This is a genomic window from Pontibacter sp. E15-1 (genome assembly GCF_022601975.1).
GTDB lineage: Bacteria > Bacteroidota > Bacteroidia > Cytophagales > Hymenobacteraceae > Pontibacter.
In genome coordinates, this window is the sequence record NZ_JAKVIR010000017.1 from 22,017 (window position 1) to 42,835 (window position 20,819).

The 20,819-nt window shown below is 57.2% G+C and carries 16 protein-coding genes; 11 read left to right on the forward strand and 5 right to left on the reverse strand.

The genetic code is table 11. From position 1 onward, the window contains the following. Nucleotides 1–295 precede the first annotated feature (295 nt). On the forward strand, nucleotides 296–3,484 hold the full coding sequence (locus tag MKJ04_RS13000; RefSeq protein WP_241642081.1) for a SusC/RagA family TonB-linked outer membrane protein: 3,189 nt from the start codon (nucleotides 296–298) through the stop codon (nucleotides 3,482–3,484). A 22-nt stretch (nucleotides 3,485–3,506) separates the two neighbouring features. After that, the gene (locus MKJ04_RS13005; RefSeq protein ID WP_241642082.1) at nucleotides 3,507–4,871 is read left to right on the forward strand and encodes a SusD/RagB family nutrient-binding outer membrane lipoprotein; all 1,365 of its coding nucleotides are present in this window, start codon (nucleotides 3,507–3,509) and stop codon (nucleotides 4,869–4,871) included. Nucleotides 4,872–4,944: 73 nt separating this feature from the next. Here the strand turns inward: MKJ04_RS13005 and MKJ04_RS13010 are convergent, their stop codons facing one another. Beyond that, on the reverse strand, nucleotides 4,945–7,269 hold the full coding sequence (locus tag MKJ04_RS13010; protein WP_241642083.1) for a S46 family peptidase: 2,325 nt from the start codon (nucleotides 7,267–7,269) through the stop codon (nucleotides 4,945–4,947). Between the two features lie 97 nt (nucleotides 7,270–7,366). Between MKJ04_RS13010 and yidD the strand changes: the two genes are divergently transcribed. Next, the gene (gene yidD / locus MKJ04_RS13015) at nucleotides 7,367–7,588 is read left to right on the forward strand and encodes a membrane protein insertion efficiency factor YidD (protein ID WP_241642084.1); all 222 of its coding nucleotides are present in this window, start codon (nucleotides 7,367–7,369) and stop codon (nucleotides 7,586–7,588) included. A 2-nt stretch (nucleotides 7,589–7,590) separates the two neighbouring features. Here the strand turns inward: yidD and MKJ04_RS13020 are convergent, their stop codons facing one another. The 3 genes from MKJ04_RS13020 to MKJ04_RS13030 all read right to left on the reverse strand — a co-directional run bounded on the left by MKJ04_RS13020 (nucleotide 7,591) and on the right by MKJ04_RS13030 (nucleotide 10,628). After that, complete coding sequence (locus tag MKJ04_RS13020) at nucleotides 7,591–9,003, reverse strand: alpha/beta hydrolase family protein (RefSeq protein WP_241642085.1); 1,413 nt, start codon at nucleotides 9,001–9,003, stop codon at nucleotides 7,591–7,593. Nucleotides 9,004–9,042: 39 nt separating this feature from the next. Beyond that, nucleotides 9,043–9,426 (reverse strand): DUF6334 family protein, encoded by a 384-nt coding sequence (locus MKJ04_RS13025; protein ID WP_241642086.1) that lies wholly within the window; start codon nucleotides 9,424–9,426, stop codon nucleotides 9,043–9,045. A gap of 248 nt (nucleotides 9,427–9,674) precedes the next feature. Beyond that, nucleotides 9,675–10,628 carry an NAD-dependent epimerase/dehydratase family protein gene (locus MKJ04_RS13030; RefSeq protein ID WP_241642087.1) on the reverse strand — a complete coding sequence of 318 codons (954 nt, stop codon included), beginning with the start codon at nucleotides 10,626–10,628 and terminating at the stop codon, nucleotides 9,675–9,677. 224 nt (nucleotides 10,629–10,852) lie between these two features. Between MKJ04_RS13030 and MKJ04_RS13035 the strand changes: the two genes are divergently transcribed. Next, nucleotides 10,853–11,515, forward strand: a complete 663-nt coding sequence (locus tag MKJ04_RS13035) for a thioredoxin family protein (RefSeq protein ID WP_241642088.1) — start codon at nucleotides 10,853–10,855, stop codon at nucleotides 11,513–11,515. A 533-nt stretch (nucleotides 11,516–12,048) separates the two neighbouring features. Here the strand turns inward: MKJ04_RS13035 and MKJ04_RS13040 are convergent. Continuing rightward, nucleotides 12,049–14,085: a peptidylprolyl isomerase gene (locus MKJ04_RS13040; RefSeq protein WP_241642089.1), complete on the reverse strand. Its 2,037-nt coding sequence runs from the start codon at nucleotides 14,083–14,085 to the stop codon at nucleotides 12,049–12,051. Nucleotides 14,086–14,201: 116 nt separating this feature from the next. Here MKJ04_RS13040 and MKJ04_RS13045 point away from each other — a divergent pair, with 116 nt between their 5' ends. The 7 genes from MKJ04_RS13045 to MKJ04_RS13075 all read left to right on the forward strand — a co-directional run bounded on the left by MKJ04_RS13045 (nucleotide 14,202) and on the right by MKJ04_RS13075 (nucleotide 20,602). Further along, entirely contained in the window at nucleotides 14,202–14,690 is a 489-nt protein-coding gene (locus MKJ04_RS13045; protein ID WP_241642090.1) for a hypothetical protein, read from the forward strand. A gap of 15 nt (nucleotides 14,691–14,705) precedes the next feature. Next, entirely contained in the window at nucleotides 14,706–15,197 is a 492-nt protein-coding gene (locus MKJ04_RS13050; RefSeq protein ID WP_241642091.1) for a hypothetical protein, read from the forward strand. A 319-nt stretch (nucleotides 15,198–15,516) separates the two neighbouring features. After that, nucleotides 15,517–15,855 (forward strand): hypothetical protein, encoded by a 339-nt coding sequence (locus MKJ04_RS13055; RefSeq protein WP_241642092.1) that lies wholly within the window; start codon nucleotides 15,517–15,519, stop codon nucleotides 15,853–15,855. Between the two features lie 181 nt (nucleotides 15,856–16,036). Next, a complete protein-coding gene (locus tag MKJ04_RS13060; protein ID WP_241642093.1) occupies nucleotides 16,037–17,215 on the forward strand; it encodes an MFS transporter in 1,179 nt (392 codons plus the stop codon). 166 nt (nucleotides 17,216–17,381) lie between these two features. Then, nucleotides 17,382–18,215, forward strand: coding sequence for a serine O-acetyltransferase EpsC (gene epsC / locus MKJ04_RS13065; RefSeq protein WP_241642094.1), 834 nt, complete (start codon nucleotides 17,382–17,384; stop codon nucleotides 18,213–18,215). Between the two features lie 152 nt (nucleotides 18,216–18,367). Beyond that, nucleotides 18,368–19,285 carry a cysteine synthase A gene (gene cysK / locus MKJ04_RS13070; protein WP_241642095.1) on the forward strand — a complete coding sequence of 306 codons (918 nt, stop codon included), beginning with the start codon at nucleotides 18,368–18,370 and terminating at the stop codon, nucleotides 19,283–19,285. Nucleotides 19,286–19,570: 285 nt separating this feature from the next. Then, the gene (locus MKJ04_RS13075) at nucleotides 19,571–20,602 is read left to right on the forward strand and encodes a LacI family DNA-binding transcriptional regulator (RefSeq protein WP_241642096.1); all 1,032 of its coding nucleotides are present in this window, start codon (nucleotides 19,571–19,573) and stop codon (nucleotides 20,600–20,602) included. Nucleotides 20,603–20,819: the final 217 nt, after the last annotated feature.

The window sequence follows — 20,819 nt, forward strand, 5'->3', positions numbered from 1 at the left end:
GAAGAGGAGTTTTTTGAATCTATATATTTACCTTGTTTTATATATATAAGCGTCTAGTTTACACGTGTTTATGTTTTTGTAAAGATGCATGAATCCTACAACGGTATAATGCAGTGAATACTAAAAATTAATGTTAAATTATAACATTTTTACTAAAAATTAGATGTTGTTCACACTATGAAAAGAGCATTTTATAGGGTTAAAATATTTTATTGCACTATTTTGATGGGGTAGAGCCTGTGGAGAGCCCGTACATTATCAGATAACAATTTGTTTAACAGTGATATATGTGCTTATGAAAAAGGTTCTACTATTTAGCCTCATACTGGTTTTGCTCATACCGGTGTCTGGCTATGCGCAGGCATCCAGGACCGTGACCGGTAAAGTGGTTACAGCTGCCGATGCCATGCCACTGCCTGGAGTTTCGGTTATTGTGAAAGGGACAACCACAGGTACGTCTACCGATGTCAATGGCAACTTCAGCTTAAATGTCCCGGAGGGAAACAACGTCCTTATTTTCAGATTTATCGGCTATACGGTACAGGAGCGCACCATTGGCCCAGACAACCTACTGAATGTGTCGCTGCAGGAGGACACCCGCCAACTGAGCGAAGTGGTGGTGACGGCGATTGGTATTGAGCGCGAGACAAAGGCCCTGGGCTACGCGATACAGGAGGTGGGCACGGAAGAACTGTCGCGGAGCACCCAGCCAAGCCTTGCCAACGCGCTGAACGGCAAGGTGGCCGGGGTAAACATCACGAGTGCCTCGGGCTCCCCTGGGGCAGGCTCCCGTATCATCATCCGGGGGGCTACCTCTGTGGACGGAAATAACCAGCCCCTGTTCGTGGTCGACGGCGTGCCGATTGATAACAGCACCACCTCGGCCGGTAACCCCAACGACGGAAAAAATACGGTGCTTTCCGGCGTGTCGAACTCAAACCGGGCGATAGACATCAACCCGGAGGATATAGCGTCGGTGACGGTGCTGAAGGGACCGGCGGCAACTGCCCTGTATGGCATCCGGGCGGGTAGCGGCGCCATCGTCATCACCACCAAAAAAGGGGTGAAAGGCAGGGCTGTCGTCAACTACAGCACATCCCTCACCCTGGATGTTGTGAACAAACTGCCTGAATTGCAGAGCACGTACTCGCAGGGCAGCGGGGGCGAGTTTCTCGGCACATTCTCTGGGTTTAATAGTACCCTCTCCTGGGGAGCGCCCCTCGACCAGCTGCGCTTCGACGGGCAGCCCTACAAGTACGACAACAATGGTTTTCTGGTGCCGGTAGGGTCTGCCACAGCGACAGACCAACGTGCCATTGCCTACGATAACCTGGATAATTTCTTTGACAGGGGCACCACCTGGTCCCATAACGTCAGTGTATCGGGTGGATCTGAAAAAGCGGATTACTATGTGTCGCTGGGGCGAACAAACCAGGAGGGCATTGTGCCTCAAAGCGACTTTACCCGCACCTCGGTGCGGATAAACGGCTCTACCCAAATCACTCCCAAATTCAACACCTTCGGGTCGGCCAACTATATCAAATCCGGCGGTAACAGGATCCAGCAGGGTTCCAACACCTCGGGTGTGATGCTCGGTCTGCTGCGGGCCCCGGTTACGTTTGACCTTTCGGGTGGATTTGGCGAGGATGCCGAGGATAACCCGGGCTCCTACGTGTTCCCGGACGGCACGCAGCGCACCTACCGCGAAGGAGCCGGGTACGACAACCCCTTCTGGACCGTAAACCGAAACCCGTTTAAAGACGATGTGAACCGACTGATCGGGTATGTGGGTGGAAAGTATGACTTTCTGGACTGGGTAAGCGCCACGGTAAGATTGGGCACAGACTGGTACTCCGACAGGCGCACCGGTGGCTTCGACATCCAGTCGCGCACCGCACCGGCCGGAAGAATATATGAAGACCAGGTGTTTAACCGTGATCTGAACACCGACATACTGGTGACGGCAGACCGGGAGTTTACCTCAGACCTTTCCGCGCGCCTCATCGTAGGGCATAACTACTACTCCACCAATTACCAGCGCCTCTATACCCAGGGCGACGGGTTGGCCGTGCCGACATTCTTTGACCTCGGCAACGCCTCCAGTATCACCACCTTCGAGAGCACCACAAAGATAGAGCGGGCCGCTGTTTTCGGGGACCTGTCGCTGTCTTACAAAGACTATCTGTTTCTGGGCCTTACCGGCCGGAACGAGTGGTCCTCCACGCTGCCCACAAATAACCAGTCGTTCTTCTATCCTTCCATTAACATAGGGTTTGTGTTTACGCAGGCCTTCGAGATGGAAAGCAATGCCTTTGACTTCGGTAAAATCAGGGCATCGTACGCGGTGGTGGGGAAAGACGCGCTGGCTTACGTCCTCACCACGCCTTTTGAAAACTCGACCTGGGGAGATGGCTGGACCAACGGAATCTTCTTCCCGTTCACGGGGGTGGCAGGGTTTAACCAACTAACGGAGCTGGGCAACGCTGGCATCAAACCAGAGAAGAATAAGTCGATCGAGGCGGGTATAGACCTGCGCTTCTTCAGTAACCGGCTTACCCTGGACGCCACGTATTACAAGAACAACTCAGAGGACCAGATCATACCTGTCTCCGTGTCTTCTGCGTCGGGCTATTTAACTGCCGTGCTGAACGCGGGTGAAATCGAGAACAAAGGCATCGAGGCCATCTTGCGGGGTACGCCCATCCAGACAACCGACTACTCCTGGGACGTGATCGTGAACTTTACCCGAAACCAGAGCGAGGTTGTCTCGCTTTTCCCGGGCGTGGAGACCCTTACACTAAATGGCTTTACGAGCCCCTCTTCCAGAGCGGTGGTAGGCGAGCCCTATGGCGTGCTGTTTGGGGGTAGGTTTGCCCGAAACGACCAGGGCGATATGCTGATTGGGGATGACGGGTTCCCTTTCCCGGCCGACGAGGACGGCATTATCGGCGACCCGAACCCGGACTGGACAGCAGGCATCACCAACACCTTCACCTGGAAGGGGCTAAGCCTGTCGGCTTTGCTCGATATACGGGAGGGCGGCGATATATGGAATGGCACCGTTGGGGTGATGACCTTCTTCGGCACCGCGAAGCGCACCGAGAACCGGGGCGAAACCAAGGTGTTTGACGGGGTGCGCCTGGATGGCACCCGCAACACGCAGGAGGTGGTGCTGGACGAGGATTGGTACCAGTCCAACGGTGGCGGCTTTGGGGCTATTGAGGAGCAATTTGTGGAAGACGGCTCCTGGGTGAGGCTCCGCGAGCTGACGCTTTCCTATAGCCTGCCAGCCACCCTGCTGAAGGAGTCGCCGGTGAAAGCCGCGAGCATCGCCTTCAACGCCCGCAACCTCTGGCTGAACACCGACTACAGCGGCATTGACCCGGAGAACAACCTGACCGGCCAGGGCAATGCCCTGGGCCTGGACTATTTCTCGATGCCGAACACCGAAGGCTATGGGGTGACCCTGCGTGTAACATTCTAGTATGACCTTAAACTTTACAGTTATGAACTTATCTAAAACAAGTAAATATGTCTTAACCGGGGTGTTGGTCTGCATGATTGGGTCCTGTGATTTAGAAAAGACAAACGTGAACCCCGACAACCCCGAAGAAGTGCCGAGCAGGGTGCTGCTCTCATCTGTTGAGGCCGGTTTTGCCTATACCGTGGGTGGTGACATGGGCCGGTATGCCAATGTGCTCACGCAGCACCTGGCTGGTATTGGCCGCCAGCACCTGGTGATCGGCCGAAACCAGGTGACGGAGAACGACGTGGACAATGCCTGGCGCTTTAACCTGTATCCGCAGATGCAGAACCTCCGGATCATCATAGACCAGGCCCAGGAAACGAACTCCCCGCATTTCTCGGGGGCCGCCAAGGTAATGCTGGCCGCCATTTTGGGGGTAACCACCGATGCCTGGGGATCGATTCCTTTTTCTAACGCATTTCAGGGGCTGGCCGAGTTTAACCCCACCTACGATTCGCAGGAGCAGATTTATACCGCCATCCAAACGCTCCTGGACGAGGGAATTGTGGAACTACAGGCAACGGAGAGCACCAACACCCTGGGCAACACGGACCTGATCTACAGAGGGAATTTAGCCAATTGGGTGAAGGCCGCCTATACCCTGAAAGCGCGCTACTATAACCACCTGAGCAACAGAAACCCCGCGCAGTCGGCGCAGCAGGCACTGGATGCCCTTGATAACGGCTTCACGAGCAACGCCGAAGACATGTCGTTTATGTTCGGCAGTGCCGAGACAGAGGGCAACCCTTACTACCAGTTCAACGACCAGCGGGGAGACGTGGTGATGGGCAAGTTCTTTACCGACCTGCTGATGGACAGAGATGATCCCCGGTTAGAACAGTATGTGTCGCCTCTGGACGGTAGCTTTGAGGGGGCGAACGCGGGCGTTGCCGAAACGGGTGCCGATATGGGGCCTTTTTACGCCTCCATCAACTCGCCGGTGCCCCTTATCACGTACCCGGAGGCGCTGTTTATAAAAGCAGAGGCGCACCTGCGGCTCGGGCAGAATGCGGAAGCGGCAGAGGCCTACAACAACGCGGTGAAGGCATCGCTGCGAAACGTGACGGGCACCGATGCGTATCCGCTCTATGTGGCACTAAATGCCAGTGCAACCGCGGTTACCATCAGTCTGGAGCAGATCATGACGCAGAAGTATATCTCGCTGTTCACGACTTTCGAGACTTGGGTGGATTTGCGCAGAACCGGGCTGCCTGATATTCCAACTCCCGCCAATGCCCTGGGGCCACGGCCTGTGCGCTTTCCATACCCACAGAGCGAGCGGACCTTTAACGCGGCTAACGTGCCGGATGTGCAACTAACCACCCCGCTTTTCTGGGATGAGTAAAATTTGAGTTTTATACCATAAAAAAAGGCGCTGAGGATATCCCCAGCGCCTTTTGCTTTTAACTCGAAAGAGCTTAGTCTTTCACTTGCAGCTTCACTTTCGCGTCGCCTTTCTCTTTCTTGATCTTAAACTCTGTCTTGCCAGCGCGGAGCTTTTCGTTTGCCTCCTGCATGGTTTCTTTCAACAGTTCGCCTTGCGGCGTGGCGGCTTTCGCCTGCGCGGCGTCGCCGGCGCCCGGGCTGTCGCTGTCCACCACGGTCATCTCGCTGATCAGGTTGCTGGCTCCCGCGAACTTATCGATCAGGAACAGCAGGTAGCGCGAGTCCATGTTGATGCAGCGCTTGTACTCGGGGTCATACACCAGGTCGCCGGTCATGGCTTCCCAGTTGCCGTCGAACGCCAGCCCGATCAACTCACCCTTGCCATTGATCACCGGAGAGCCGGAGTTGCCGCCCGTGATGTCGTTGTTGGTGATGAAGTCAGTTACCAGCTCGCCCTTGGAGTTGGCATAGCGGCCGAAGTCCTTGGCCTGATACAGCTGCTTTAGTTTGGCAGGTACCACAAACTCCTCGTTGTTCGGGTCTTCCTTGGCCATCACGCCATCCAGGGTGGTATAATAGTTATACATCACGCCATCCTGCGGGCTGTAGTCCTTCACGGTGCCGTAGCTCAACCGGATGGTAGAGTTCGCGTCAGGGTAAAACACTTTGTCAGGGTTCATCTGGCGTAGCCCGGCCACATACAGGCGGTTGGCCTTATCCAATTTCGCGTTGCTTTCAGCCAGCTTCGACGCGATGTTGTTTCTGTAATTGTCGATGATGGCGTTTACGATCTGGAAAGCCGGATCATTGTCCAGCGCTTTCTGCGTCGGGTTTTGCAGGAAGCTGTTGAGCTTCTGCTCCGAGGCCACCACAGAGTTGCTGTATACATAATCTGCCAGTTTGTCGAAGTTGCCGTTGTGCTTCTTCACCAGGTTCTTGAAGTAATCCGGTTGCTGGTCCTTCGCGATGTCCTCATAATAGTACTGCATCATGGCGGCAAACACTTTCTGGTCTGCGGGCTTGTAGTAGTCTTTAAAGTAAGCCTCTACGCGCGGCTGCAGGTCTGCGGCGGCGGCTTTGGCGGCTGCCGGGTTGTTCGATTTCAGGGCGCTGTACAGCGGGGCCATACGGTAAGCCATCAGCAACGCCTCTGTGCCCAGCACGGCCTCGTTGAGGTATACCGTGCCCAGGTTATACTGCTCGATGTTCTTATAGGCATCGGAGATGTCGGTCAGCACGGAGCCATACGTGGCTTTGCGCGTCGGCTCGGCATTGGCCCAGCTCTGGAACTTGTCCTCGTCCACGAGCTTGCCCTCGATGGTGCGCATGCGCGTGATGCCTTCGTTCTGGCCGATGGAGTATTTGTAGTAGTTAGACGTGGAGGCATACTTCGAGGCATACTTGATGCGGGTAGCCGGGTCTTTGTCCATGTCCTGCTTCCAGAGGCCGAGCTTGCGCTCGCGCAGCTTAATGCGCGACTTGTTCAGCTGGTTCACTTCCAGCTTCAGGCCATGAGAGGTCATGAAGCGCTTCGTGCGGCCCGGAAATCCGAACACCATCGAGAAGTCGCCGGGCTGCTTGTCGCCGATGTTGATGGGCAGGTGGTGCTTTGGCTTGTAGGGCACGTTGTCTTTTGCATACGTCGCTGGCTTGCCGTCCGGGGCCATGTATACCCGGAACATAGAGAAGTCGCCGGTATGGCGCGGCCACATCCAGTTGTCGGTGTCGCCACCGAACTTGCCGATGGAAGACGGCGGGGCACCCACCAGGCGCACATCAGTATAGCGGTTGTACACGAACAGGTAAAACTCGTTCCCGTTGTAGAAGTCGCGCACGTAGGTGATATACTCGCCGTTGTTGCTGGCCTCTTTGGCCAGTTCCTGCATGCGCTGCCCCACCAGCTGCGCGCGCTGCTCGTCGGGAGTGTTGTTGTCGATGCCGTCCAGCACTTTGGCCGTCACATCGTCCATATGGTGCAGGATGTCCACAAAAAGGCCCTCGTTTGGCAACTCCTGGTCTTTGGACGTGGCCCAGAAACCATCGGTCAGGTAGTCGTGCTCCGTGGTGGAGTGCGACTGGATGGAGCTGTACCCGCAGTGGTGGTTGGTCAGCAGCAGGCCCTCCGGAGACACAAACTCGCCGGTGCAGAAGCCGCCGAACTGCACGATGGCGTCTTTCAGGCTGGAGTTGTTGACAGAGTAAATTTCTTCGGCAGTGAGTTGCAGGCCCTGCTTTTGCATGTCTGTGTAATTCAGACGCTTGATGAGCATTGGCAACCACATACCCTCGTCGGCCCTGGCGGCAAACGGCGCGCTGAGCGAGACTAAAAGTAGCAGTGAAAGGATTCTTTTAAGCATGGAAATTTGTTTAGATGGAATAAACTACCGCAATTTAACAAAATATTATGGTTCCTAACAGCCGTTAGGCAGCTTTAGGTTGCGCAAACACCTTACCATGACCTGGATTCTGAAAAAAATAATGCTGGCCCTCATCTGGATTTACCAGCGGATGATCTCGCCCCTCACGCCGTCTGCCTGCCGCTACACGCCCACCTGCTCTACCTACGCCGTGCACGCCGTGAACAAGTACGGTCCCTTTAAAGGAGGCTGGATGGCTTTGCGGCGCATCGGGCGCTGCCACCCGTGGGGCGGCAGTGGGTATGACCCGGTGAAGTAGGGCTACTGGGTCACCGTTTTCAGCCAGGTGCCAATCTTTTTCAGCGCCAGCGGTGCAAACGTTTCCTCCAACTGCCCATACTCGGCTGGGGAGCCTGTTTTGGCGGTCTGGAAGAGGTGGTTGAGGTCGGGCAGGGCCTCAGTGGTGTACTTCTTGTTGCCGCCGGCCTGCAGGGCTTTCTCGGTGGCAGGCAGGTTTTGCAGGTAAGGCACCTGCAGATCTTTGGTGCCGTTGAGGGCCAGCACCGGCATTTTTAGCTTTTTTAGGGTAGGGGCGGGATCGTAGGCGAGGTAATACCGCATCCAGGGGGAGCTGAGCTGGGCCACCACCGCCTGCTCGCTCTCCGTGTTCAGGCCCAGCTGCTGTTGCTCCTGCGCCGTCAGGCTGGCTTTGGCGTCCTGCTCCAGTTTCCTGATTTGCCCGGCTGCCTTTGTGATGTCCTGCTCGGTGGCGGCTACCTGCAACTGGGCCTTTCGCAGGCCCAGGTATATATCCAGCTGCTTTTGCGGCACGCCGGCGTTTTCGAGCAAAGCCCTGTTCTGCGCCAGCAGCAGCTCCGTGCCAGGCACAGCGCTACCGGCCAGCACCACCACAAACGCCGTCTCCGGGCGCGCGGCCGCCACCTTTGCCGCCACCAGCGCCCCTTCGCTGTGCCCCAGCAGGCCCACTTTCTTCGGCTGTATACCCGGCTGGCTTCTCAGAAAATCAAAAGCGGCCTCGGCGTCAGCAGCGAAATCCGCGGTGGTAGACAGCGCGAAGTTCCCCGTTGATTCTCCCACGCCCCGGTCATCGAGGCGCAGCACGGCAAACCCCTGGCGGGTAAGGTAATCGGAGAGCACGAGAAAAGGCTTGTGGCCCAGGATGGTTTCGTCACGGTCCTGGGGGCCGGAACCGTTCAGGAGCAGCACGGCAGGATGCGGGCCCTCGCCCTGAGGGATGGTGAGGGTGCCCGCAAGCGTGATCCCCGCGGCTTTGTTGGTCACCTGTACTTCGGTGCTCTGGTAGGGGTATGGCTTTGTGGGTTCCTGCGGGCGTTTCAGGGTTGCTTCGGGGGTTCCCCTTTTCAGCTGCAGCGCCATCGACTGGCCGCCCTGTTTCCACTGGCCATCTATCGTTTCAGCCGCAGTGATTTTGCCTTCATACACTCCTCCTATAGCTTTTACATCGATGTATACACTGTCCTGCACGAGCCGCACCGCCTGCACCGGTATACCGGTGGCGCCTTGCATGGGGCTGTCCATGGTGGCAGAGAGCGTGCCGTCGGCCCCGGCGGTGATATGGAAAAGGAGGGGCAGCTCGGTGCCCATCACCTGCAGCGCGCCATGCCAGTCGCCGGCTATACGCGTTGGCTGCTGGGCACGCGCCATGGCGCAGACAAACAGGATAAGCAACAGGGGGAGCGTGTATCGGTTCATAGGCATTGGGATTAGGTGCCTGGTTCGGCGGTGCTTTCGTTAACGGTTTCGCTGGAAGATGTATAGCTTTAGCTGCGACGCCTCTGCCAGCAACTGCACGGTCGTGCCTTCCACATCATCAAACTCCAGCTGAAAGCCATCTTCATAGCCCCGCTGGTTGGTCATGCGCCATATATAACTGAGCCGCTTGCGCTGGTTCGCGATCCGGGTGGTGCTGAACCGCTGCCCCAGGGCGGCAAAATCCAGCTCCGGCAGCAGGGAGAGGATAAGCTCGTCTGTTTCTGTGTTTACGGCTACGGTCAGGAAGCGGTCTTCCATCTGAAACACGACCTGCTGCAGCCAACCCAATTCCAGGTCGTGCAGGGCAAAGGCCTGGAGTACCTCTTTGCCGGTCAGGGCGTCTAAATCTACTGTATTATCCATGGTAGCCAAAGATAGCGGTTGCCCAGAAGTTTTGCTATACAGTCTGCTTTTCAGCAGGCGCGAGGCGAAAGTAGAAACGTGCCCCAAAGGGGTGGCATCAGAACAGAGTCTATCCTTCAGGCAGACTTCTTCCAGTATCCAACGGCTTGCTTTCATACCTTTCGCAGCATGGCGGAGTGTCGGTATAAATCGGCCCATGCGCTCTCCCCTAGGGGGAAATGAGCGGTGCTGCCTTTGGTACAGAGCGCTTAATGCTGCTTATGCCATGCCAGCGTTTCTTGAATGGCTTGCGGCATGGGGGTATGGGGAAGGCGCGGGAGGGTATGGCGCAGCTTGTCGTCGTTCAGAAGCAGCGTGTTGTCCCACAGATAGCCCATTTCGGTTATCTCGCGCATGTTCGGCGAAAACAGGCCCATCAGGGTAAACAGCCACCCCGGGAACAGTTTATGTTTCGGTGCAGTGCCGGCCTCTTTTGCAATCTGCGTTTGCCAGGCTTTTATACTGGGTACCACCTCCCCGGCGAAGTTATACAGGGCATATGGCGCGGCGGGTTGCAGCTTCACGAGCTCATAAAAGACACGCGCGGCATCGGGGGTATACACCAACTGGTGCGGAATGTCGTTGCGGTACAGCCACGGCATCGGCTTGCCCCGCAACGCGCCGGTAAAGATGGGGGCAATGCCCTCGTTCATCACGTTCGGGCCCCAGAAGTCGGGCATGCGCAGGTTGATGACGCGGCATTTGCCAGCCTCTGCCGCCTGCCGCAGCATCTGTTCCAGCCGCTCCCGGATGGCGCCCTTTCGGGTGGTGGGCACCGCGGGTGTGTCTTCAGTAATAGGTGTGGCCAGGCCAAAGTTGTAGATGTTCCCCGGAAACAAAACGGTGGCCTTGTTTTGTTCGGCCGCCTCCAGTATGTTTTGTGTCACAGCTTCCATGTGCCCCTTCCACTGCGCATAGGGGTAGTTGATGCCGTGAAAAATATGCGTGGCCGTCGCGCCAAGCTTCCGGAGCAGCGCCGCATCCTGGGCATCGCCGGTAACCAGCTGGAGGGTTGGGTGCGAGCCGAACAACTTTTCGGCCTTTTGCCTGTTCCGGACTAGTAGCGTGACAGGCTCGTGCTGCCGTAGCAGCTCCTGTGCAAAGGCATAGCCAATGCTGCCTGTGCCACCGAGAATGAGAAATCTGAAAGGTTGTTGTGCCATCTGTGCGTTTGGGGTTTCGTGGTACATGGTTGGCGCGGGGCGCTACCGCAAACAGTGCCAGGGGGATTGCCCGGCGCACGGAATATACACATTTGGCAGCAATAACGCATACGCACAAAAAAACGCGCAGCCCGAAACTATCTGCAGGGTAGGCTGTAATATATAGACACTAGAATATTTAACCCATTATATTTAACCTCTTAAACCTGAAACCTGATTTCTTTATGACCACGACGCCAAACCGAACCACGCCCATCACACCCGCGCACCTGGCAAAGGCAATTTCTTACGGGCAGTACCGCGACATGATCGACCGGTTGCTAGCCGAGGGAAAGACCACCGGCAGCAACCACGCCGCCGACATGCTGGAGTATACCCGCATGAACATGCACCGGATGCGGCGCGTGGAGAAGACCACTGTGCTGAAAGACGAGCTTGTGCAACTGCTCCTGAGCGTGGAGACGCAAATGACCTGGGTAGTGCTGACGGAGGCATGGTGCGGCGACGCGGCGCAGAGTCTGCCCGCCATCGTGAAAATAGCCGATGCCTCCCCATTGATTGACGTGAGGCTTTTGCTGCGCGACGAGCACCCGGAACTGATGGACGCATACCTAACGAACGGAGGACGAGCTATACCCAAGCTGATCGCGCTGAACGCGGCCACGCTGGAAGTGCTGGGCACCTGGGGACCGCGCCCGGAGCCTGCGCAAAAGCTGTTTCTGGAGGCGAAGGCGAATAACGTGCCCTATAAAGAGTTTGCGGAGCTGCTGCACGGCTGGTATGCCAAAGACCGCAGCCATACCCTTCAGGAGGAGTTTATGTGTCTTCTGAGCCACTGGTCTGCACTCACGGCCCCGCAGGACCAGGTGGTGGCGCGCTGCTCATAAAACCCAAGGAACAATAGAAAGCGAGTGCCGGGTATAGTTTAGGGCATGTATAAAACTCATGTTTTGGAAGGAGTTATATACATGCGAACTCGGGCATAGCTGTAGGTTCACCTGCTTTCAAATAAATTTTTCTGCTATGGAGAAGTACAGTGTAGCTAGATCAGGGCGTAATGATTCCCAGTTTTTCCGAGAGGCACCTTGGCGGGTTCCGGTGCCGAACGCAGTGAGGCATTGCGCAGCGCAGCGAGCAAAGGAACACGGCACAGTGCCGAGCGGGAAAACGCGCCCCAGCGGGCGTGGAGCGCAAAGCAAACTATGGAATAGGCTGTTGCAGTTTTGAAATATCCGTGATATTCCCAAGATCACGTTTTTATACAATATCAGTTGATCGGTACGCTTGCTCCAGTGTTTGTAGCTTCCAAAACCATGAGATTTCGGCTTGGGGTATGGCAGTTTATAATTAATAAATTATAAAATATTCCAATACGCAAAACCCATTCGATAATGGTAGTATAGATGCTTTATACATGCTCCTATTTGTTTTTGAGGAAGCTGGCGAGGTTCAGGTGGAAACCCCGTGTTGACTTTGCTGCCACGGTTTGGGGGGCGGGTTTCTTCAGCTCTACATCCCAAATCATATCGCCCACCTCCAGTTGGTGCACCACGTCCATACCGGCCACCACTTTCGCGAAGATGGTATAGCGTCCGTCGAGGTGCGGGGCGGGGGAGTGTGTGATAAACCACTGGTTGCTCTCGGTGTCTTTTCCCGCCGAGGCCATCCCCACATACCCCTCCAGGTAGTGCAGCGGGGCAAACTCAGAGCGGATCGCGTAATCAGAGCTGCCCCAGCCGTCGCCGCGCTTGTCGCCGCCCTGCGCCACGAAGTTGGGCACGACGCGGTGAAAGTACAGGCTGTCAAAAAAATCCTGTTTTGCCAGCGCCACAAAGTTAGCCACAGAGCCGGGCGCGTCCTCTACCAGCAGCTGCAGCGTGATGTCTCCTTTCGCGGTGTGCAGCACCGCCTGCTGGGCTGCCGGTATGGTTTTCACCAGGGCCCAGTCGATGGGGTGGGTGAAGGGATTCTGCGGCGCGGCGCTTTCCGTCCGGTTGTTCAGGTAGTCCAGTGTTTTCTGTAGCTCGATGTAGGTTTCCATGTCGCGGGGCAGCTGGAGCTTCAGCTGTGCCTGCGCCAGAAAGCTGTAATCGCGGTAATGCGTCCGGAGGTTCAGCTTTGGGTCGCGTATGGCGGCGGCGGCCATCCCTACCAGGGCCACGTCGCCGGTGCCCACCGCGTGCCTGAAGATCTCGGAAAACTCCTTTTCCAGCCGTTTCGGGAAGTCAGGTTGCTGGCGCATCAGGATCAGGGCCTCCATAGCGGTGGTGGCCACCACCGGCACTTGCGCCGCCATCATCTCATCGGCTATATACTGGTAGTTGCCGTAATCGCCTGAGAGCGCCTTGAGCAGGTGCGCCCGATCGTAAGGGGTGCGCGCATTTTGGTACTGCTGTTTATAGCGGGTGTCCAGGTAGCTTCTGCTTTGCGGCTGGCTGTTGTGCAGAATCACCCAGATGACGTTGCCACGCACGCGGGCGTCCTGCAGCTGCGGCAGCAACTGAAGGAGCGGCGGCACCTCCACACCACTGGGGTTGGCCACCAGAAACTCGGAGGTGGCCACCGCCGCGTTTACGTTCGGGTCCTGCAGGGCAGCCAGCACAGCCGGCTTTATCGCGGCAAACTCCAGCCCGGCCATGGCTCTGACGGCGCTCAGGCGCACCCGGTAATCAGGGTCGCTCTGCACGATGGTAGACAGGAAACGCGCTTTGTCGGTTGCCCGGACCTTTGCCAGCGACTGCACCACGGCCATCCGCACCTCGGGTGCAGGGTCGGAGGTGGCCGCTGTCAGGAGTTCCTTCCGGTAGGGGGTCAGGTCGATTTTGGGGGTGCGGGCCATATAGTGCGCCGCGGCCAGGCGCGCCGCATACGGGTTGTCCGCCTTCAACAGGTTCACTGCCTCGCCGGTGCCTTGCTGCGTTACCTGCTGCCGCAACCCTGCCCGGTACAGGCCCCAGGCCTGCCCTTCTTTCGCGGAGGGGGAAGTTGGCGCAAACGAATTGAGGTAGCGGGCCCCGGTCGGGGTTGCCACCTTGCCAAGGGCCTCCAGCAGCTCGGCCTGCACCTGGGGGTGGTGCTCCAGCTTCAGGTGCTGCATCAGCTCGGCCTCTGCCCGGGCGCTCCCGGTCTGGCCGAGGGCATAGGCGGCGGCTTGCCGCACGGTTGCCGCGGTGTCTGTGAGCAGGGGAAGCAGGGCAGGCACGGCCAGCGAGTCCTGCACCGAGGCAAACGCTAGGGCCGCCTCCGTACGGTACTGTGGTTTGTGGTGGGCCAGGTATGGCAGCAGCTCCGCCGTGTTGCGCTCGTCCTGCAGGGTATACAGCCGCTGCAGCGTCGCATCCGAAAACTTGTTGGCAGGTGCCTTGGATGTCTTGGATTGCTGCGGAAGGTACTGGCAGGCGGTGAGGGCGCTAAACGCAAGGGCGAGGGCGCACTGAATCTTGATTCTTCTGTTCATAAGCAGCCTCAAGTTAAAAAAATACTGGCACACCCCCTACCAGAAAAATTGAAGGCGGCTAAATTTGACAATTCCTTTTTTATTTCTATTTTTAGGGAAACAAGCCTCTGTAGCCAATGCAGGAGATAAGTGTTAGACTATTTGAAGGTGCATACACCCTAAAACCCAGAGCAGAACGCCGCGCCGCGATTTTGGCCGTGCTGGCAGTAGCCCTGCAGATTGGTCTGCTCACTTTTCTTGCCCTGACCAAACATTTCGCGCCGGGGCTGCTGTTTGTTTTTTTAGTGAACTTACTGGTGCCCGCCTATTACTTTTTCAATCTGTGGCTCGACCGGAAACCCAACTACAGCCGCCACCTGACCCTGACGGTGCAGGGGGTATGCTATAGAGCCCGGTTTCTGCAGCGGGAGCAGGAGTTTGACTGGGACGAGGTGGACGCCGTGCTCATCGGGGTGCACAACGTGACCTTCATCCTGAAAAATGAGGAGGAGCATGACATCCACCTGGAGCACATACAGAGTGAAAACGTTTTGATGCAGGTAAAAGAGCAGATCAGGGAAATGGTAACACAGCGGGAAATTATGCTCCGCTCAACAGTGGCATAGCCAAGAAAACAGTATATGTATATAAACCTTTACCCTAACAGGCAGCTTCAGTCAACAAAAAAAACCGTGCTCGGGCTGGGGCTGTTCTGCGCCACGGGCGGTGCCTACGCCCTGATGCGGGAGCTCTTCTGGATCCATGATTTCAGGGTGGGATGGGCCCTGAGCAGCGCCCTGCTCACGCTGGTTGGTTTCCTCTCTATTGCGGTGGCCATGGATAAAATCCGGCTCAAAGACGCTTACCTCTCCATCACGCCCGAGCGGATCATGTACCGCCTGACCCTGACGGGTCGTGAGCGGCTTATCCGCTGGGATAACGTGCAGGCGATGCGGATGACGGAACATGTCGTGATTTTTGACCAGAAAGAGGGCGCCCCCCGGCGGATGCGGCTTGGCCTGATCCAGCAGCCGGAGATGGCCCTGCACGTCTCCAGAAGCCTGATGCTGGCGGCCATAGAAAAAGGCATTCCGGTGAACGGGAAGGCTGCCAGGCCCGAGCTCCATGCCTAGCCTAGTCCCGCAGAACGCCTTTCAGATACCCTAACCGTATACCATTCCTCTCCATCGCCTTGCCCAAAAGCCAGGGCGTTGTTCTTTTTCGGCCTTTAGTGGGTATGGGTTTGCATCTACAATCCGAGTATGCCCGCTACGCTTTGTGGTAAATCTCCCCAATCGGCACCCCCGGTTTCCCTTTTCCTGGATGTCGCCTATATGGTTTTAATTCGTTGATTATAAGTGTATTAAGTGCTTTGTTCCGGCTTTGGCACGGTTCTGCCATACCTCCAATCACAACAAAACTTAAAATAAACTTTAACATCAGAACCGAATTATGAAAAAGATAACATTTGTAGCCGCCATTGCCTTTGCAGGATTTTTCGCCACTGAAGCCAGCGCCCAGACAGCCGCTGAAACGCCGCAGCAGACGCAGGCCGCGCAGCAGGGCAACAAGCAGAAAGTGACCCAGGAGCAACTGCCGGAGGCTGTGAAGACGACGCTGGCAAGTGATGTGTACGCCGACTGGAAAGTAGGCGATATCTACAAAGTGGCTCCTGAGGCAGGAGTAGCCGATGCAAAGGAAACGTATGAAGTGACTATGACCAACGCACAGGGCCAGACAGGATCCGTGGTGCTGGATGCTGAAGGCAAGGACGCTGCCGAAAAAGAGTAAGGAACACGAATCCGATAAAGGGGCAGCCATCTCGCGCAGATGGCTGCCCCTTTTTGTTTTCGGCCCAGCGCACGGCGAAGGCGTGCTGCCCGTGCTGGCGCAACAGGCAGCAAAATTTAAAGCGCGACGGTTGGCGCGGCAGCGGAAGGTTCGCCACCTTTGCACTCTCATAACAGCAGACATGGCCGAACAGACAACGCGGGTATATGGGGTGCAATTTGGCTTGCTTTGCCTGAGCTCCTTTCTCTTTTTCTCCAGCTTCAACATGATCATACCGGAGCTGCCCGATTACCTGAGCAGCCTGGGCGGTGCCGAATACAAAGGCCTGATCATCTCGCTGTTTACCCTCACGGCGGGGCTTTCCAGGCCGTTCAGCGGCAAGCTGGCCGACAAGATCGGGCGTATACCGGTGATGGTGATCGGCGGGTCGGTATGCATCGTGGCAGGCTTTCTATACCCCCTCACCGGCACGGTCTCGGCCTTTTTGCTGCTGCGCTTCATGCACGGCTTCTCCACCGGCTTCACCCCAACCGGCAAGGCCGCCTTCGTGGCCGACTTGGTGCCCACCGAGCGGCGGGGAGAGGCGATGGGGCTGCTCGGGGTCTCGGGTAGTCTGGGCATGGCGGCAGGTCCGGCGGCGGGTGGCGCCATTGCCAACCTATACTCCGTGGATGCCATGTTTTATACCTCCTCGCTGGCCGCGTTTCTGTCGGTGGCCGTGATCTGGCGCATGCAGGAAACCCTCGACAACCCAAACCGCTTCCGGATGGGGTTGCTGAAGATCTCGCGCAGCGAGCTGTTTGAGCCGCGCGTGCTGTCGCCCTCGGTCGTGATGCTCTTCTCTATGTTCGCCTACGGCACCATCCTCACCCTTATCCCCGATTTCAGCGAGCACCTGGGTATCCGAAACAAGGGCCTTTTCTTCACCAGTTTCACGCTGGCCTCGCTGGCGATCCGGTTTCTGGCGGGCCGCGCCTCCGACAGGTATGGCCGGGTGGCCGTGCTGCGCGTGAGCACGGGGCTGCTCACGTTGGCCATGGGCCTGCTCGGGCTGGTGTCGTCGCCTGCGGAGCTGCTGCTGGTGGGGGTGCTCTTTGGGGTGTGTACCGGCATGAACTCCCCCACCATCTATGCCTGGACGATAGACCTGGCGCACGACGCGCACCGGGGCCGGGCCATGGCCACCATGTACATTGCCCTGGAGGCCGGCATTGGGGTGGGGGCCTTCGCCTCGGGTTGGCTCTACGGCAACGAAGCGCGCAACTTCCCGCTGGTTTTCTGGACCGCATCGGCCTTTGCCTTCGTCTCGTTTTTGTATCTTGTGCTACTTGTCAAAAACCAGCGGCTGGTTGCCCGCTAGGCGTGCTCCTGTGGGAAGGAGCAAGGGCAGGCAGAAACAAATACGCGCTGCGGGCAAACGCGGAAGGGGCCGGACTCGTCTCATAAATAGCCGCAGGGCCGAACAAGTCTGTAGTTTTTTTGTTACTTGCAGCACCGTGCCTAACGCAACACCTTGACCCAGCATCATGAACAGCCAGTTTATACATACACTCTTTACCCATCACCAGCAGGCAAAGCACCAGGTGCCGGCCTCTGCCATCTGCCATCTGGTGGAGGGCGTGCTCCAACTGCTTTTCCCGGCGCTGGCCGATGAGCGCTTCGAGACGGTGCGGGAACTGGAGACGTATGCGGCCAGCCTGCAGCAAAACCTGATGCGCGTGCTCTCGGGTATGGAGGAGCAGCTGCCCATGCCCGCCGGGGAGGTAGCCCAGCAGATGATGCAGCACCTGCCCCAGATACACCAGCTCCTGCTGCTCGACGCCGAGGCCATCGCCTCCGGAGACCCGGCCGCACAGAGCATCGAGGAGGTCATCCGGACGTACCCCGGCTTCAAGGCCGTGGCCGTATACCGGCTGGCCCATGAGCTTTACCGGCTGCAGGTGCCGCTGCTGCCGCGCGTGCTGTCGGAGTACGCGCACGCCCGCACAGGCATCGACATCCACCCGGGCGCACAGATCGGCACGCACTTCTGCATCGACCACGGTACGGGCATCGTGATCGGGGAGACCAGCGTGATCGGGAACTACGTGAAGGTATACCAAGGCGTGACGCTGGGAGCCCTGAGCGTGGACAAGGGTATGGCCAACATCAAGCGTCACCCCACCATCGAGCACCACGTCGTGATTTACGCCGGAGCCACCATACTGGGCGGCAACACCGCGGTGGGGGCCTACAGTACCATCGGCGGCAACGTGTGGCTCACCGAGAGCGTACCTCCCTATTCCAGGGTATACCATCGGCCGCAGATCGACGTGCGCCGCTCCGCCGACCCGGCCGACGTCGTGAACTTTTCTATCTGAGCCCAGTAAAACGGACATAACAGCAGGCCATACCCTGCCACGCGCTTTTTCTACCCACTACCACACGACCACTACCGGTGCTTCTGCGCGCCCCAGGGCGACCAGCACCTTTAAGTTTGTCTTAAACCGTAAACCTCTAATCAAGATAAAACATGAAAGCCAAATCAGTACTTGAAATAATCGGAAACACCCCGCACGTGCGTATCAACAGGCTGTTTAACAAAGATGTGGAAGTATGGATGAAGTTGGAGCGCAGCAACCCCGGCGGCAGCATCAAAGACCGTATCGCGCTGGCGATGATCGAAGACGCAGAGCAGAGAGGCCTGCTCAAGGAAGACAGCGTGATTGTGGAGCCGACATCTGGCAACACTGGCGTGGGCCTGGCCATGGTGGGGGCCGTGAAAGGCTACCAGGTGGTGCTGGTGATGCCGGAGTCGATGTCGATTGAGCGCCGCCGCCTGATGGCCGCCTACGGCGCCAAGCTGGAGCTGACCCCGCGCGAGAAGGGTATGAAAGGTGCCATTGAGCGCGCCCGCGAAATGGTGACGGAAAACCACAAAGCCTGGATGCCGATGCAGTTCGACAACGAGGCCAACGTGGCCGTGCACGTGAACACCACAGTGGAGGAGATACTGGAAGACTTCCCCGACGGGCTGGACTACGTGATCACGGGCGTGGGCACCGGCGGGCACATCACGGCCATCGCCAAGGTGCTGAAAGGCCGCTTCCCGAACCTGAAGGTACTTGCCGTGGAGCCGTCCGCCTCGCCGGTGCTGAGCGGCGGCCACGCTGGTCCGCACCCGATACAGGGCGTGGGCGCCGGGTTTATCCCCAGCATCATGGACACCTCGCTGCTGGACGGTGTGGTGCAGGTAGACGCCGACGAGGCCTTTGACTATACCCGCCGCGCCGCGCGCGAGGAGGGGCTGTTTATCGGCATTTCCTCCGGGGCCTCGCTGGCCGCAGTCGCCAAAAAGATCGAGGAAGGGATTCCGGAAGGGGCCAGGGTGCTGACCTTCTGCTACGATACCGGCGAGCGCTACCTGTCGGTAGAGGGCTTGTTTGTGTAAGCAAAGAGCAAGACACTCTCTTGAAAACCGCCCCTTGCTGTATGGCAGGGGGCGGTTTTTTAGTGTCTCCCGGATAGGTATGGGAACGTGCTGCCGCGGCACAGCCGAAAACATTGTTGCCCGTTCCCGCAATTATGGCTAATATGGTAGCGCCAAACAGTCTCCTTGCGGCTGCTTGCGCTTATACCGCACATTGCGTTCTCACTAAACACGGCAGGGGCCGGGGGAGTCTCTCCCCGCAGCACTGCCCCTGATAAACTTTTTTCGCCTTTGGGCGAGACGATCATGGTAAAAAAGAAAAAGGTCTCCATTCTGGATATTGCCAAAAAGCTCAACATCTCTAAGTCCACCGTTTCTTTCATCGTGAACGGCAAAGCCAGGGAACGCCGCATCAGCGAGGAACTGACCGAGAAGGTGCTGCAGGTGGTGAAGGAGATGGGGTATAAACCCAACCATCTGGCGCAGAGCCTGGCCACTGGAAAAACCAACAGCATCGGGCTGATTGTGGAGAACATCTCAGACTCCTTTTTTTCCAACATCGCCTCGCTGATCGAGGAGAAGGCCTACAACAGCGGGTATGAGATTATCTACAGCAGCACCAACGACGATGTGGCCAAGACCAAGTCTCTGCTCAGGATGTTCCGGGAGCGGCAGGTAGACGGGTATATCATCTGTCCGCCGATTGGGGTGGAAGAGGAGATACGGGCTTTGATTGAGGAGGGCACGCCCGTTGTGCTGTTTGACCGCCACCTGCCCAACGTAGCGGCAGACTATGTGGGCACCGACAACCAGGAAAGCACGTATGCGGCCTGCGATTTTCTGTACGGGCAGGGGTTCCGGCACATCGCGTTTGTGACCCTGGTCTCCGCGCAGAGCCAGATGCAGGAGCGTTTGGCGGGCTACCAGGGACTTATCGCGGCGCACGGCCTGGAAAGCTACCTGCTCGAAATTCCCTACCAGTTGCGCGATACCTCCGCCATTGAGCGCATCGGGGCGTTTCTGGAGGCACACCCAGGCATAGACGCGGTTTGCTTTGCCACCAACTACCTCGCGGTGCGGGGGCTGCAGGCCATGCAGCGGCTAGGGCTTAAGATCCCCGGAGACATTGCCGTGGTGGCTTTCGACGACATCGAGCTATTCCAACTCTACTCGCCCCCCATCACCTCTGTGGCGCAGCCCATGGAAGAGATCAGCAACACCCTGATTAACATCCTACTCCAGCAGCTACAGGCCGTGCGGCTGGGCAGCAAAGGGAAAAAGGTGATCATACCTTCCCGGCTTACCATTCGCGAGTCGACCCGGAAAGTGAGTACTTAGGTATGGCGGTTAAAAAAGGTAGTATAAAGTTTGCTAAACCGGTTTTTTAGCAATACTTTTAGGCAATCAACAGCATGGTTTTAGGTGGAGTACGAGAAGCATTCAGCTGAAAACTTTATTTAAACGGTTGCTAAACCGGTTTTCTTGGCCATTTGAGATTTGTTATTCGAAAGCATTTCTCTGGATCAGGAAGGTAGCGCGGATGTTTATTTAACCT